Below are 14,191 nucleotides of genomic sequence, written 5' to 3'. Positions count from 1 at the left end.
CCATGGACCGTCTTGGACCCCAAGAGATCGAAAAACTCGCCGCGAGCGGTGAGACGGAAACCCTGCCCGGCGGCGCGCCGGGCCTCCGCCTCACCGCGCAATATCCCGGCCGTCCAACGACGCGCGACCGCTCCGAATGGGCCGCCGAGCTTCAGAAATGGGAGCAGCATCTCGCGGAAGACATTCGCGAAATGGGCGGCGACACGGTGGATGGCAGCCTGTCGATGAGCGGGCAGACGGTGGAATTGCTCGTTCCGCTCGATGTGGTCGAAGTCACGGTCCGCAAGCTGGAATCGCAAAATATCGCGGTCACGCTGCAACGCGAGCGGCGGGTTGATCCGAGTTATTGACCGCTTGCGGTGCGTGTCTTTTGACATCGCCCGCAACGGTCCCGAACTGCGACCCCCTGAGATTCGGTAACTATTTCCTTAACGCGCCGAAAAAGACGGCATTTCGCCGCCTATCGGCGCGTGAAATGCTTGCCGTGACAGTTATGTGATCGTATGAATCGCCTTTATTTTCCGTAAGCTGGATTGCCTTGATGCAAAGACGCGCATTTCTGCAAGTGACCGCCGCGCAGGCGGTGCTGACCGCCCTGCCCGCCACACTGCACGCTCAGGATGAGGACGCGGCGCCCGAGGATGGCGAGCCGCAGGGCATTTTCAGCTTCGACACGGTGATCGCGCAGGCCAAGGCGCGGGCGAGTGCGGAATATGTCGCGCCGAATTCGACCCTGACCGGGAGTTTCGCCGATCTCAATTACGACCAGTATCGTGCGATCCGTTTCCGCCGGGACCGCGACCCTTGGGCCGATCTGCCGAATTTCGGGATCGACCTGCTCTCGCCGGGGCTGATTTTCTATGAGCCGGTGAAGATCAATCTCGTGCGTGAAGGCCGGGCGACGCCGATCCCCTTCTCGACCGATCTTCTGGAATTCGACCCCAGCCAGTTCTCGCCCGAACAGGCGGCGAATACGGAAGTCGGCGATATGGGCTGGTCCGGCTTTCGGATGCGCACGCCACTCAACCGCCCCGATGTGATGGATGAATTCATCGTCTTTCAGGGGGCCAGCTATTTCCGCGCCGTCGCCCGCGGCACGCTTTACGGTCTCTCCGCGCGCGGCCTGGCGATCGACACCGGCAGCCCGCAGGGCGAGGAATTCCCGCTCTTCACCGATTTCTGGCTCGACACCCCACAATCGGCCTCGCAAACCGTGCGGATCTACGCGATCCTCGACAGCAAATCCGTGTCGGGCGCGTTCCAGTTCGATGTGACACCGGGCGAAGAGACCGTGATCGAAACCCGGCTCGTCCTCTTCCCGCGCGCCGATCTCGACGGGGCGGGCATTGCCCCGCTGACCTCGATGTTCTGGTTCAGCCCGGCCAACCGGCGCGGCGTTGATGACTACCGCCCGGCGGTGCATGATAGCGACGGGCTGCAAATCTATACCGGCGCGAGCCAGAGCCTGTGGCGCAGCCTATCCGCGCCGCCGCGTCTGCAATTCTCTGATTTCGTGGATGAAAACCCCAAAGGCTTCGGCCTCGTTCAGCGCGAGCGGGATTTTGATGCCTATCAGGATTCCGAAGCGCGCTATGAGCGCCGACCAACCGCGTGGATCGAGCCGCGCGGTGACTGGGGCAAGGGTCAGGTGCGGCTGGTGGAGATCCCGGTCGAGAACGAGTTTAACGACAATATCGTCAGCTATTGGCGCCCGCGCGAGCCGCTGGAGGCCGGGCAGCGCTATGATTACGCCTATGATCTGACCTTCACCGCCGCGAGCCCCGATCCCGCTCCCGTGGCCCGCGTGGTTGCGACCCGTTCGGGCCGCCCGGTGAATGACAAGAATGGCCGCAGCTATGTGATTGATTTCGAACTGGAGCCGTTCAAGGACGAGACACCCGAGGCCAATATCCGCGCGTCCACCGGCGAGATCGCGAATATCTATGTGCTCCCGCTTCCCGATGAGAACATCCTGCGGCTCGGCTTCCTCTACACGCCCGACGGCGATCAGGCGGCGGATCTGCAAGCCTCGCTCCGCCGCGGCGAGCAGACGGTGAGCGAGTCCTGGGTGGCGCGCTGGTCGCGATGAAGATCGAACGCGACACCCCCTATGCGCCGGTCCCGCCTGATGCGCCGCTGGAGATGCCGACGCAGGATCTAAGCGTCGTGCCCGATGCCGGCCCTGCGCCGGAGCATCGCGTGACCCCGGCGGCGGAGCGCGCCCGCATCTATCTCGCGCGGCTCCTCACCTTTGGCGGAGCGGCGGCGGCGACCGTGTTTGGCTTTACGCAAATGCTCGCGGCGTTCGGCGACAATGTCGTGCCGCTGCAATGGGCGCTGCTCTTTCTCTTCACGCCGACCTTCCTTTGGGTGTCGTTCAGCTTCTTCGGGATGCTGGCGGGGGTCTTCGCCCGCAATTTCAGCGTGACCCGCGACGAGACCGCGCCCTTGCCCCGCCTCGCCGTGGTCATGCCGATTTACCATGAAGATGCGGCGGCCTCCCTCGGTGCGCTGATCACGCTGGCCGAAGAACTGGCCGAGCATGGCAGGGCCGAGGCGAGCGAGATTTTTGTTCTCTCCGACAGCCGTCAACCCGAAGCGGTGATCGCAGAGCGGCTGGCCGTGCAAAAGGCGCGCGATCTCAGCCCCCTGCCGATCTGGTATCGCCAGCGCGAGGACAACACCGACCATAAATCCGGCAATGTCGCCGATTTCGTCCGCCGTTGGGGCGGGCGTTATGACCAAATGGTCGTGCTCGACGCGGATAGCATCATGTCCGGCGGCACCATCGCCGCACTATCGGACCGGATGCGCGCGGACCCGGCGGTCGGCCTTATCCAGACCATGCCCATGCTGATCGGCGGCGAAACGATTTTCGCCCGTGTCACGCAATTTGCGGGCCGGATCTACGGGCCGATGATCGCGCGCGGTGTCTCCGCATGGTCCGGGGACAATGGCAATTTCTGGGGCCATAACGCGATCATCAATGTCAAAGCCTTCGCCGCCTGTTGCGGTCTGCCGCGGCTCAAGGGCAAGCCGCCCTTTGGCGGCTCGATCCTCAGCCACGATTTCGTCGAGGCCGCGCTTTTGCGTCGGGCGGGTTGGAAAGTCCGGCTCGATCACGACCTGCGCGGCAGCTATGAGGGCAGCCCGCCGACGCTGATCGATGTCGCCAAACGCGAACGTCGTTGGGCGCAGGGCAATCTGCAACATCTCGGCCTCATCCGCTCGCGCGGCTTCACCGCGATCAGCCGCACGCATTTCATCATCGGCGTCTTTGGCTTCGTGATGAGCCCGATCTGGCTCGCGATGATCCTTGTCGGGCTTGCGCTGTCCTTCTGGGTACTGCTCTCGACGCCGGAATATTTCCCCTCGACCTATCAGATGTTTCCGGACTGGCCGGTCTTTGACAGCCGCCGGATGCTCTGGCTCTTCTTCAGCGCCATGACCCTGCTTTTGCTGCCGAAATTCGTGGCGACCTTCCGGGCGTGGAAGCGCCCGCTGGCGCGCAACGCGGGCGGACGGCGGCGCGTTCTGAGCAGCGCCGTCTTCGAAACCCTGCTCTCCGCCCTCATCGCCCCGGTGCAGATGCTGATCCAGACCCGCCAGATCGCCGAAATCCTCTCGGGCCGCGATTCCGGTTGGGGCGCGCAACTGCGCACCGGGTCCATGCCAAGCTGGTCGATGGTCTGGGGACGGCACTGGACGCATGTGGCCCTCGGCGTCGTCACGCTGATCGTGCTGTCGGTCTTCGCGCCGCCGCAACTGATCTGGCTTTCGCCGATCCTCGCGGGGCTGATCCTCTCGCCCGTCGTCTCGCGCTACAGCGCCAGCCCGCTTTTCGGTCGTTGGGCGCGGCTCAACGGCCTCCTGGTGACGCCCGAAGAGCGCGACCCGCCGAAGACCCTGACCCGCGCCGCGACCCTCACCCGCCAGTTTCAGGCCGCAGAGCATCTGCAACTGCCCGACATGGCGCGCAATCCCGCCGCCCTCGCCCGCTACAGCGCGATGCTCGATACGCCCGACGAGACGCGCCCGGCCGCAAAACGCCTCCACGAAATCTCGGCCGAAGCCAAAATCGCCCATGCACAAAGCCGTGCGGAGGCCCTTTCCTTCCTTGACCGACAGGAAACTTTGGCGTTGATCGGGTCCGCAAACTTGATGCGGACGTGGAGCGCCCTGCCCGAATGAATCGGATTATCCAGCTTGATATGCTGCGCGGCTACGCGCTGCTGTGCATTATGATCGACCACATGCCCGTCTCGGTGCTCCGCGAGGGCACGTTGGCGCGGTTCATGATCTTCGATGCGGCTGAGCTGTTCGTTCTGCTCTCGGGCTTTCTGGTCGGCCTCGTCTGGGTGATGACCGAGGCGCGCGAAGGTCTGAAAGCCGCCCGCTGGCGCTTTGCCCGCCGCGCCTTCGAGGTCTGGCGCGCCCTTGTGATCGGCGCGCTGATCATGGCTGCACTCTCCGCTTGGCTGCTCGCCAATGGCTATGAGCACCGCGCGATCTGGAACGGATACGCGGCATGGCTGGTCGAGGATCCGCTGAATTACCTGATCTCCGTGGCGTCCATGTGGCTCCAGCCCAATCTGCTCGACGTGCTGGCCGTCTACGTGATCCTGATCGCGAGCGCCCCGATTTTGGTGCCGCTCCTGCGCCGCTGGCCGCTGCCCTTCGCGGCGGTCTCGGTCGTCCTTTGGTGGTTCGCGCCCGAGCTCAACATGATGATCATCCCGAGCCACGAGAAAAACGGGATGCTGTTCAACCCCTTCGGCTGGCAAATGCTGTTTTTCTCCGGTGTCGCCATGGGCCTCTTCCGCAAGGAGATGATGCCGAAGCTGATGGAACATTCCCGGCTTCTCACCGTAATCGCTGCCGCCGTGGTGCTCTACGGCATGGTGATCGACCTCGCCCCCCTCATGGGCGAGACCGGCAAAACCATCCGCGAGACGCTCAAGCCGCTCTATGGCGAGATCAACAAATGGCGCCTCGACGAGACCCGGTTCATGGCGATCATCGCCGCAAGCTGGCTGGTCGCCGTCCCTCTGGCACCGCCGCTGCGCTGGCTCGCGCAAACGCTTCTGGGTCGCGCCATGTCCGATATCGGCCGCGGCGGTCTCTGGTCCTTCTTCATCTGCGTGTTGCTTTCCGTCCTCGGCGACGCCATGCAGCGCCACCCTGAAGTGCAAACGGTGCCGATCCGCCTCGCCATCGACCTCTGGGCCATCACCGCCCTCTGGCTCGCGGCATATCTCTATCACGAGATCAAAGCGCGACGTCTGGCCAAGTCGAGTGCGGCAACGCGGACACGTAAATCCGCATGAAAAAAGGCGCGGTTTGACCCGCGCCTTTTGGGTTTTGGGGATGCGGCTCATTGAGCCGCGTGGGTTTTAGAAAAGGATCAGCGTCCCGTCGTCGAGCATATCATCCACGGTGCCGAGATAGGCGCGGTGGATCGTGATCGACATCACCGAATCTTCCGCGTTTCCGGCACCGTCAAGATCCACGGAGATCTCAGTGCGCGTCGCGCCATTGCTGAACTCGCGGCTGACAACATCGACGTAGTCGTCGTAGTTGTTCTCATTGATCCCGCTCCCCTCGAACACGCGAGAGAGGTCGACCGCATCATCTTCGCTGAAATGGACAAGACGGTGCTGATCCTTGTTTGCATCGGCATAGATGAATTGATCGGCGCCGCCATTGCCGTTGAGAAAGCTCTTCTGGCCTTTGGCGACGTAGACAAGTTCACTTGCGCTCGACAAGTCCGCGCGGCCCGTGACTTGCTCCAGAACCTTTTCAAACGCATCCGCAATGGAAATGAGACCGCCGCTGACGCTTCCATCACCAGTGTCCGTTTCGCCACTTCCGTCGAGGAAGTTCTCGCCATTGTCTTCAATGAAACCGAGATCAATCTGAAGCGCTTTACCAGCGGCGTCATAGGCGTCATATCGTTCAGTGGTGGACAGGCTCGCATCGTCGCCGATGCTTTCCATCTTTGTCAGATACTTTGTATAGCTTTCGAGCCACTCTGCATGCCCGTCCTGCTGTAAATTGAGAACGAACGAGTCCGTCACATCGATGGAGAGCGCATCCATATTTTTCAGCGCATTCTCGCCAGTTGTGCGCGGAAGCATCGTCACATTGTTTGCGACGATTGCGTTTTGCGTCAGTGCCGTCTCGGTCCATTGACCCGTCTTCGAATTGTAGAATGTCCCGTTTGCAAGGTTGTAGCGACCAGAGTCGCCGCCATCCGACTCAAAGCCGATATTTATTGACGGGACGTGCACCGGATGGGTCATGCGGCCCGTTTCAAGATTGAGGCTCAGCTCGTTGCCGAGCACCATGTTGTCGGTGACTTCAAGGCCGTTGATCCCCGTCAGGGTGATGCCATGAAGATGGCCATTCAGAATCTGGTTGCCGGTAATTTTGAAGTTCTCGAAAGGCACGTCTTTGTATTCGGTGTCGCCCTGAAGGGCATGGCGACCGAAAATTGTCTGCGTCCATTCATTGCCCTGCTGATTGAACACATTGTCTTCGATCGTGAAATTCTTGATCCCGTAATAATCGCCATTCGCCCAATACTGGATGAAATCGCCATGGTCGCCACCGGTGTCGGTCGCGTTGCGATAGGGATTGAAGTTTTCGAAAATGTTGCGCGCAATCGTGGTGCCGTCATGGTCGCCGCCGCGGATGCCATCGGTTCGGATCTCGGTGAAGTAATTGTCTTCAATCGTGACATTCCGGCTCGGCGTTTTGCCCCAGCCGCCGATTTCGATCCCATGATTCAGCTCTTTAAAACTTGAGCCCGACACTTCGACATCTGTCGAGCCCCGAATGCCGAGGCCAACATAGGTCGCGTGGTCTGCGCGATAGTGGATCGACTGAAAATTGTTGGCTTTGAGCTCGTTATACTCCTCTTGAGAAACGATCCGACCGCGAAAATCCACATCGTTAATGGTGATGCCGTGGCTGTCGGCGACACGGATCAGGCGCTCGGCGCCCGCATGCTTGGTGTTCGGAACCCAGTTTTCCGCGGTGATCGTCATATCTTCAATCGTCACGCCTTGAGACTCGCGGATGACAAAACGCGACTCGACCTCGACGCCTTCGGAGGCGGTGATCGTGATGGGATTGTCCGCGTTGAACCGTTGGTTCTGGATATAAAGCGCGGATGCGTTGTCCAGGTTTTTCGTCAGCTCGATGGTGTCGCCGCTGCTTGCCTTCTCAAGCGCGTTGTAGAATTGAGCTTTCGTCGAAACTTTAAAAAGGGCCATTCATAACTCCAGTTGTTGGGTGTGGCTGACATTGCGAGTCGCGGAGTTAAAGGCGCGATAATTTTTTCGGTAATGCTCTATTAACCATCCTGAATTCTTCGTTAGCGTGGATTTGGAAAGGTTTATTCTTGTCAAGGTAAAACTGTCAGGCATGACGGCCTGCCAGGGCGGATTTCCAATTGAGGGCACTGTTTTTGAGGGTTCTTTCTTGGGTGTCATAGCTCACATGGACGATGCCGAAGCGCTTGGCGTAGCCTTCCGCCCATTCGAAATTGTCGAGGAAGGACCAGACATAATAGCCGCGCAGATCAACGCCCTCGGCCATCGCGTCGGCCGCAGCGGCGAGATGGTCTGTAAAGTATTTTATACGAATCTGATCATTAACCTCGCCATCCACCAGCGCATCGTCAAGCGAACAGCCATTTTCCGTCACGTAGAGCGGCGGCAGGTCCGGGTAGGTCTGATGGGTGCGCAGCAACATGTCGCGCATCGAGTCGGGAAAGATCTCCCAGCCCATGGTCGTGGTCGGCGCGCCGTCCGGGACAAATTCCCGGAAGGCGTCCGGCTCGGCGTAAGACACACGCAGCGGTGTGTAGGTGTTGATGCCGAGGAAATCCATCGGGGCGCGGATATTCTCCATATCTCCGTCGAGGATCAGCGGGGCGGTGTTCGGCCAGAGACGATCGAGCGCGGCGGGATAGCCCTCGCCGAAGAGCGGACCGAGAAACCAGTCATTCTGATAGGCATTGGCGAGCAGCGCCGCTTCTTCGGCACCGGGGGCCGCGCCATAGACGGCGTAGAGGTTGAGGGCGATGCCTGCGGGTGTATCCGGGTCGATGGCGCGCAGCTTCTCGAGGCCGAGCGCATGCGCGAGGAGCAGATGATGCGCGGCTTGCCGGGCGAGTTTGGGATCGGCGCGGCCGGGCGCGTGAACGCCGACGCCGTAGCCGAGCCATGCGGAGACCCACGGCTCGTTCACCGTGATCCATTGATCGACAAGCCCGCGAAATTCGGTCGCCATCATCTCCGCGTAATCAGCGAAGCGATAGGCGGTTTCGCGGTTGGTCCAGCCGCCGCGTTCTTCCATCCATTGCGGCAGATCCCAGTGATAGAGCGTGACCGACGCTTTGATCCCGCGCGCCTTCAGCCCTTCGAGAATGTTGCGATAGAAGGCGATCCCCGCCTTGTTGCGCGTGCCGTCGCGGTGCATCACCCGCGGCCAGGCAATCGAGAAACGGTAGAGGTCGAAGCCGAGATCCGCGATCAGATCTAGATCGGCTTCCCAGCGGTGGTAATGATCGCAGGCCGGGTCGCCACTCTCGCCGTTGCGCGTCTTGCCGGGCGTGGCGGCGAACACATCCCAGATGCTCTCGAGCCGTCCATCGGCGTCGAGCGCACCCTCCACCTGATAGCTGGCCGTGGCCACGCCAAAGGTGAAATCACGGCGCATTGCGTCCGGGATTGTGATCATTCCCATTGCTCCTTCCTTCAGAAAGCCAATTTGTATTCAGACCGGTTGGCGTGACTGACACGGGGGTGAGGCGTGGCAGTGTGGCTCAGGTGGGGTGGCCTATGCTGCGGGATTTATCGGATGTGTGGCGGAGCTTTCGCAAGACCAGTGGCCTTCACAACGGGGCGCGAAGGCGGTATCTCGCTTATAAAGAGACGTTGACTGTCGGAAGCGCTTTGAAAATACGTCAGATTAGTTGCCAACTTTAACTTATCTTGGCGACGAAACGTTACGATCATTCCTGCTTCCTCCTTTATATGTGCTCTTTAACATAAGTTTATAACACATTCGTGATATATCGCGAGGGAGAATGTCCATGAAAAACGCTTTGCTGGTCATTGATATGCAAAAAGATTTTTGTCCCGGTGGGGCCCTGGCGGTCACGGGTGGGGACGAGATTGTTGCGGGTATAAACGCAGCAATGTTTACATCTGACCTCGTGGTGCTCACACAGGACTGGCACCCCGAAGACCATCTTTCTCTCGCACCCAACCATCCCGGAAAATCTTCCTTTGAAACTGTTGATATGCCTTACGGTCCGCAGATCCTTTGGCCCGCCCACTGCCTCATCGGCAGCGAAGGTGCAGCATTTCACGACGATCTGGACCTGAGTCGCGCGGACCTTATTCTTCGCAAGGGCAGCAATCCCAAAATCGACAGTTATTCGGCGTTTTTCGAGAATGACAAGGAGACGAAAACCGGACTGGAGGGCTATCTGCGCGACCATGGTGTCGAGGCGGTGACACTGATGGGGCTGGCGCAGGATTTCTGTGTCGCATGGTCGGCGGTGGATGCGGCGCGGCTTGGTCTTGACACATCGGTGGCGCTGGATCTGACACGGGCGATTGACACAGACGGCTCGAAAGAGGCGGCGCTGGCGAATATGCGGGCGGCGGGCGTGACATTTATCTGAGGCGCGCCGCTTCAGAACGCGCCCCCTCCCCAAGAAACAAAAAGCCCCGCACAGTGGCGGGGCTTTCTTTCTTCTGAGAGGCGCGGTTTAGTTGCCAGCAGCTTTCGCCACTTCTTCCGCGAAGTTCTCTTCTTTCTTCTCGATGCCTTCGCCGACACCCATGCGGATGAAGCCGAGGATCTCAACACCGGCTTCCTTCGCCGCGTCGCCCACGGTGATGTCCGGGTTGATGACGAAGGGCTGGTTCACGAGCGTCACTTCCTTGAGGAATTTCTGCATACGGCCTTCGATCATCTTCTCGATGACATTCTCCGGCTTGCCGCTCTCGCGGGCCTGCTCGGTCAGCACGTTTTTCTCACGCTCGATGAAGGCTGCGTCCAGCTCGGACTCGTTCAGCGCTTCGGGGTTGGTCGCCGCGATATGCATCGCGATCTGGCGGCCGATACCGTTGTCCTGACCCTTCATCGCGACGAGAACGCCGATTTTGCCGATGCCATCAGCGGCGGCATTGTGCACGTAATCGGCCACGCTGTCGCCTTCGATGCTTTCCATGCGGCGCACGGCCATATGCTCACCGATGGTCGCAATCGCGTTGGTGACGAGATCGTTCACCGACTTGCCGTTGACCTCTGCCTGAAGCAGCGATTCCAGATTGTCCTGACCATGGGCGGCGCCAGCGATCTGGGTCACCATGCTCTGGAAATCCGCGTTTTTCGCAACGAAGTCGGTCTCCGAGTTCACCTCGACAGCGACACCCTTGCCGCCTTCGACCTTCACAGCCACAAGACCTTCGGCCGCGGTGCGATCCGATTTCTTGGCAGCTTTCGCCAGACCCTTGGTGCGCAGCCAATCGACCGCAGCATCCATATCGCCATCGGTTTCGGTCAGCGCTTTTTTGGCATCCATCATGCCTGCGCCGGTCATCTCGCGCAGTTCTTTCACTTGTGCAGCAGTAATAGCCATATCTCTCTCCTTGAATGATAAGGCGATAATTGAGGCGCAACCCTAGAGACGGGTTGCGTCAGAATTATGTCAGTTATGTAGGCTTAGGCGTCGGTGTTTTCAGCAGCTTCTTCAACCGCTGCGGCTTCCTCTGCCGGAAGCTCTTCCATCTCGCCAAGGTCCACACCGGCATTGCCGAGCTGTGCCGCCATGCCGTCCAGCGCCGCACGGGCCACCAGATCGCAGTAAAGGGCAATCGCGCGGGCCGCGTCGTCATTGCCGGGGATCGGATAGTCGATGCCATCGGGCGACGAGTTGGAGTCGACCACAGCCACAACCGGGATGCCCAGCTTCTTGGCTTCGGCAATCGCCAGATCTTCCTTGTTGGTGTCGATCACGAACATCAGGTCCGGCACACCGCCCATTTCGGCGATCCCGCCGAGCGATGCTTGCAGCTTGTCCTGCTCGCGCTCCATGTTCAGGCGCTCTTTCTTGGTGAGGCCCGCAGCGCCTTCCGACATCTGCTCATTGATCGTCTTGAGACGGCCGATGGAGTTCGACACGGTTTTCCAGTTGGTCAGCGTGCCGCCGAGCCAGCGGTGATTCATGAAATACTGCGCCGATTTCTCAGCGGCTTCCGCGATCGGGCGCTGTGCCTGACGCTTGGTGCCAACGAACAGAATGCGGCCACCTTTCGAGGTGGTCTTGCGCACGGCTTCCAGAGCCGCGTCGAGCATCGGGACCGTCTGGGTCAGGTCGAGAATGTGGATGCCGTTTTTTGCGCCGTAGATGAACTGGTCCATCTTCGGGTTCCAACGGTGGGTCTGGTGACCAAAGTGAACACCAGCTTCAAGAAGCTGGCGCAGCGTGAATTCGGGAAGCGCCATATGCGTATATCCTTTCCGGTTCTTCCTCGGCAGCGCGTCACGGGGTCTCCCCCGACCGGCGGACCTGATGAGGATGTCTCCCCCATAGGCCCAAAACGCCACCTGTGTTTTCAATGTGGGGCCACATACGCGCATTTCCCGCCCTGCGCAACCCCCCTTCCCCCTTGCACGCGCGAGGCCGCCGGGACATAGGAGGGATATGACGGATTTCATTACGGTAATCGGCTCTGCCAATTGGGATGTGATCGCGCGCTCGGCCCGCGTGATGCAGCTTCACGATGATATGCCGGGCACGGTGTCGCGCCATCCGGGCGGTGTCGGGCTCAATATCGCGCTGAAACTGGTGGGGCATGGGGCGAAGGTCGCGCTGGTCTCCGCCATTGGCCGCGATGCTTTGGGCGATGCGCTGACCGAGGTGATCGAGGCGCGCGGAATTGAGACGCGCTATCTATACCGCACGGATCGCCCGACCGACACCTATATTGCCGTCGAGGCCGCCAATGGCCTTGTCGGCGCGATTTTCGATGCGCGTTCGCTTGAGGCGGTGGACGAAGCGCTGGTCGAGCCGCTCGCCAAGATGGACCCGCCGCGCCTTCCGGTGGTGATCGACGGCAATCTGACGGAAACCACCCTTGCCGCCCTCGCCGCGCACGAAACGCTGGCGGGCGCGGATTTGCGGCTGGTTCCGGCCAGCCCCGGCAAAGCGGAGCGGCTACGCGGTTTCGTCACCGGCGGGCGCGGGCTGCTCTATTGCAACACGCATGAGGCGCGGGTGATCTCCGGCAAGGATGTGATCACGGCCCGCGATGCCGCCGATGCGCTCTTGGAGATGGGCGCGGCGCGGGTGCTGGTCACCGATGGCAGCGCGGAATGTGTCTGCGCCGATCCTTCCGCGATTCACGCCGCGACCCCGCCCCCGATTGAAACCCGGATCGTCACCGGCGCGGGCGACAGTTTCATGGCCGGGCATATCATGGCCGAAATCGCGGGCCTCTCCCGCCAGGATGCGCTGGAAGCCGCCATCGCCGCCGCCCAGACCCACATGACCAAGGACCCGACATGAAATTTTCTGCCGAAGTCGCTGCTGCGAAAGAGAAAAATGAACCGATTGTGGCGCTGGAAAGCACCATCATCACCCACGGGATGCCCTATCCGCAAAATGTGGACACGGCCCGCGAGGTGGAGCAGGTCATTCGCGATGCGGGCGCGGTTCCGGCGACCATCGCGGTTCTCGGCGGCGAGCTGCATATCGGACTTGAAGAGGACGAGCTAACGGCGCTTGGCCAAAAGGAAAATGTGCTGAAGCTTTCCCGCGCCGATCTTGCTGCCGCGATGGCGACGGGCCGGGATGGCGCGACCACCGTGGCCGCCACGATGATCTGCGCGCATCAGGCCGGGATCTCCGTTTTTGCCACCGGCGGCATCGGCGGGGTGCATCGCGGCGCGGAGACGAGTTTCGACATTTCCGCCGATCTCTTGGAACTCGCGCAAACGCCGGTGACGGTCGTTGCGGCGGGTGCGAAGGCCATTCTCGACATTCCCAAAACGCTGGAAGTGCTGGAAACCCAAGGGGTTCCGGTGCTTTGTTATCAAAGCGACGCATTCCCTGCCTTCTGGTCCCGCGACTCCGGCATCCGCGCGCCCTTCCGCATGGATCACGCGAAAGACATTGCGCAAGCCCATATTCTCAAACAGAAAATGGGGATTCCCGGCGGCCAGCTTGTGGCGAACCCGATCCCCGAAGCTGACGAGATTTCCCGCGACGTGATTATCCCGGTGATCGAAAAGGCGCTGTCTGAGGCAGAGGCTCAGAACATTGCCGCAAAAGAGGTCACACCCTTCCTGCTCGCGCGGATTTTCGAGTTGACCCAAGGCCGCTCCTTGACCGCCAATATCGCGCTGGTGAAGAATAACGCGAAACTCGCCGCCGCAATCGCGCGGGAGATGCTTTCGTAAGACCCGGCGCTAACCTGATGAGCTGACATGCAAAAACCATCGCTCTTCCAACGTCTGCAAGCGAATTTCTTCACCGGCCTCGTCGTGGTGATGCCAATCCTGCTGACCATGTGGCTCATCATGACCATGGTGAATTTCATTGACGCGCGGGTGCTGCCCTTCCTGCCCGGTGCCTATAACCCGCAGACTTACTTAGGCAAAAACATCTTCGGCTACGGCGTGTTGGTGTTTGTGGTCTTCACCACGCTCATCGGCGCTGTGACCAAGGGCATGTTCGGGCGGCAACTTCTGCGCATGACCGAACGTCTGGTCGATCGCACACCGGTCGTGCGCAATATCTATGGCGGCGTGAAGCAGATCATCGAGACGATCCTGTCGCAAAATGGCAATAATTTTCAACAGGTTTGCCTTGTCGAATATCCGCGCAAGGGCATCTGGTGCATCGTTTTTGTCTCGACCGACACGACCGGCGAGATCCCCCATAAGGCGGGCCATAATGACCTTGTCAGCGTGTTTCTTCCAACGACGCCGAACCCGACCAGTGGCTTCCTTCTCTTCGTGCCGCGCGAGGATCTGACGCTGCTCTCCATGTCGGTCGAGGAAGCGGCGAAGCTGATCATTTCGGGCGGGCTGGTGACGCCGGAATATGTCGAGGATCACATCATCGAGCCGCCCCATCAGACGGATATTCCGCACGTTTAAAAAA

The 14,191-nt window shown here is 60.4% G+C and carries 12 protein-coding genes; 8 read left to right on the top strand and 4 right to left on the bottom strand.

Annotated features, from left to right (window positions below):
• Positions 1-2 precede the first annotated feature (2 nt).
• From ACMA5I_RS11885 to opgC, 4 genes are all read left to right on the top strand, one after another.
• Positions 3-350, top strand: a complete 348-nt coding sequence (locus tag ACMA5I_RS11885; protein ID WP_525886490.1) for a hypothetical protein — start codon at positions 3-5, stop codon at positions 348-350.
• A 191-nt stretch (positions 351-541) separates the two neighbouring features.
• The gene (locus ACMA5I_RS11880) at positions 542-2,089 is read left to right on the top strand and encodes an OpgD/OpgG family glucan biosynthesis protein (RefSeq protein ID WP_525886489.1); all 1,548 of its coding nucleotides are present in this window, start codon (positions 542-544) and stop codon (positions 2,087-2,089) included.
• Positions 2,086-4,191 (top strand): glucans biosynthesis glucosyltransferase MdoH, encoded by a 2,106-nt coding sequence (gene mdoH / locus ACMA5I_RS11875; protein WP_525886488.1) that lies wholly within the window; start codon positions 2,086-2,088, stop codon positions 4,189-4,191. Before ACMA5I_RS11880 ends, mdoH begins: the two co-directional genes overlap by 4 nt.
• Positions 4,188-5,327, top strand: a complete 1,140-nt coding sequence (gene opgC / locus ACMA5I_RS11870; RefSeq protein WP_525886487.1) for an OpgC domain-containing protein — start codon at positions 4,188-4,190, stop codon at positions 5,325-5,327. The genes mdoH and opgC overlap by 4 nt, the downstream gene beginning before the upstream one ends.
• A gap of 66 nt (positions 5,328-5,393) precedes the next feature.
• On the opposite strand, the gene ACMA5I_RS11865 is transcribed toward opgC, so the two are convergent.
• Complete coding sequence (locus tag ACMA5I_RS11865) at positions 5,394-7,277, bottom strand: type I secretion C-terminal target domain-containing protein (protein ID WP_525886486.1); 1,884 nt, start codon at positions 7,275-7,277, stop codon at positions 5,394-5,396.
• Positions 7,278-7,422: 145 nt separating this feature from the next.
• Complete coding sequence (locus tag ACMA5I_RS11860) at positions 7,423-8,754, bottom strand: GH1 family beta-glucosidase (RefSeq protein ID WP_525886485.1); 1,332 nt, start codon at positions 8,752-8,754, stop codon at positions 7,423-7,425.
• A 349-nt stretch (positions 8,755-9,103) separates the two neighbouring features.
• Here ACMA5I_RS11860 and pncA point away from each other — a divergent pair, with 349 nt between their 5' ends.
• The gene (gene pncA, locus ACMA5I_RS11855) at positions 9,104-9,700 is read left to right on the top strand and encodes a bifunctional nicotinamidase/pyrazinamidase (protein ID WP_525886484.1); all 597 of its coding nucleotides are present in this window, start codon (positions 9,104-9,106) and stop codon (positions 9,698-9,700) included.
• An 87-nt stretch (positions 9,701-9,787) separates the two neighbouring features.
• Here the strand turns inward: pncA and tsf are convergent, their stop codons facing one another.
• Together tsf and rpsB are read right to left on the bottom strand one after the other, a co-directional pair.
• Positions 9,788-10,663, bottom strand: coding sequence for a translation elongation factor Ts (tsf, locus tag ACMA5I_RS11850; protein WP_525886483.1), 876 nt, complete (start codon positions 10,661-10,663; stop codon positions 9,788-9,790).
• A gap of 83 nt (positions 10,664-10,746) precedes the next feature.
• Positions 10,747-11,529 carry a 30S ribosomal protein S2 gene (rpsB, locus tag ACMA5I_RS11845; RefSeq protein ID WP_525886482.1) on the bottom strand — a complete coding sequence of 261 codons (783 nt, stop codon included), beginning with the start codon at positions 11,527-11,529 and terminating at the stop codon, positions 10,747-10,749.
• Between the two features lie 199 nt (positions 11,530-11,728).
• On the opposite strand from rpsB, the gene ACMA5I_RS11840 reads away from it, so the two are divergent.
• From ACMA5I_RS11840 to ACMA5I_RS11830, 3 genes are read left to right on the top strand one after another with little or no spacing between them, the layout of a single operon-like run.
• Positions 11,729-12,592, top strand: a complete 864-nt coding sequence (locus ACMA5I_RS11840) for a PfkB family carbohydrate kinase (RefSeq protein ID WP_525886481.1) — start codon at positions 11,729-11,731, stop codon at positions 12,590-12,592.
• Positions 12,589-13,485, top strand: a complete 897-nt coding sequence (locus tag ACMA5I_RS11835) for a pseudouridine-5'-phosphate glycosidase (RefSeq protein WP_525886480.1) — start codon at positions 12,589-12,591, stop codon at positions 13,483-13,485. The genes ACMA5I_RS11840 and ACMA5I_RS11835 overlap by 4 nt, the downstream gene beginning before the upstream one ends.
• 27 nt (positions 13,486-13,512) lie before the next feature.
• Positions 13,513-14,187 carry a DUF502 domain-containing protein gene (locus ACMA5I_RS11830; protein WP_525886479.1) on the top strand — a complete coding sequence of 225 codons (675 nt, stop codon included), beginning with the start codon at positions 13,513-13,515 and terminating at the stop codon, positions 14,185-14,187.
• Positions 14,188-14,191: the final 4 nt, after the last annotated feature.

The organism is Jujubicoccus corallicola (assembly GCF_047345645.1).
GTDB lineage: Bacteria > Pseudomonadota > Alphaproteobacteria > Rhodobacterales > Rhodobacteraceae > JBLEFH01.
The sequence above is the reverse complement of the archived record's forward strand: the minus strand, read 5'-3'. Positions and strand labels throughout refer to the sequence as shown.

Excerpts from the sequence above, each read along its gene's own strand:
- ACMA5I_RS11885 (WP_525886490.1), top strand. The coding sequence starts at position 3 with ATGGACCGTCTTGGACCCCAAGAGATCGAAAAACTCGCCGCGAGCGGT.
- ACMA5I_RS11880 (WP_525886489.1), top strand. The coding sequence starts at position 542 with ATGCAAAGACGCGCATTTCTGCAAGTGACCGCCGCGCAGGCGGTGCTG.
- mdoH (WP_525886488.1), top strand. The coding sequence starts at position 2,086 with ATGAAGATCGAACGCGACACCCCCTATGCGCCGGTCCCGCCTGATGCG.
- opgC (WP_525886487.1), top strand. The coding sequence starts at position 4,188 with ATGAATCGGATTATCCAGCTTGATATGCTGCGCGGCTACGCGCTGCTG.
- ACMA5I_RS11865 (WP_525886486.1), bottom strand. The coding sequence starts at position 7,277 with ATGGCCCTTTTTAAAGTTTCGACGAAAGCTCAATTCTACAACGCGCTT.
- ACMA5I_RS11860 (WP_525886485.1), bottom strand. The coding sequence starts at position 8,754 with ATGGGAATGATCACAATCCCGGACGCAATGCGCCGTGATTTCACCTTT.
- pncA (WP_525886484.1), top strand. The coding sequence starts at position 9,104 with ATGAAAAACGCTTTGCTGGTCATTGATATGCAAAAAGATTTTTGTCCC.
- tsf (WP_525886483.1), bottom strand. The coding sequence starts at position 10,663 with ATGGCTATTACTGCTGCACAAGTGAAAGAACTGCGCGAGATGACCGGC.
- rpsB (WP_525886482.1), bottom strand. The coding sequence starts at position 11,529 with ATGGCGCTTCCCGAATTCACGCTGCGCCAGCTTCTTGAAGCTGGTGTT.
- ACMA5I_RS11840 (WP_525886481.1), top strand. The coding sequence starts at position 11,729 with ATGACGGATTTCATTACGGTAATCGGCTCTGCCAATTGGGATGTGATC.
- ACMA5I_RS11835 (WP_525886480.1), top strand. The coding sequence starts at position 12,589 with ATGAAATTTTCTGCCGAAGTCGCTGCTGCGAAAGAGAAAAATGAACCG.
- ACMA5I_RS11830 (WP_525886479.1), top strand. The coding sequence starts at position 13,513 with ATGCAAAAACCATCGCTCTTCCAACGTCTGCAAGCGAATTTCTTCACC.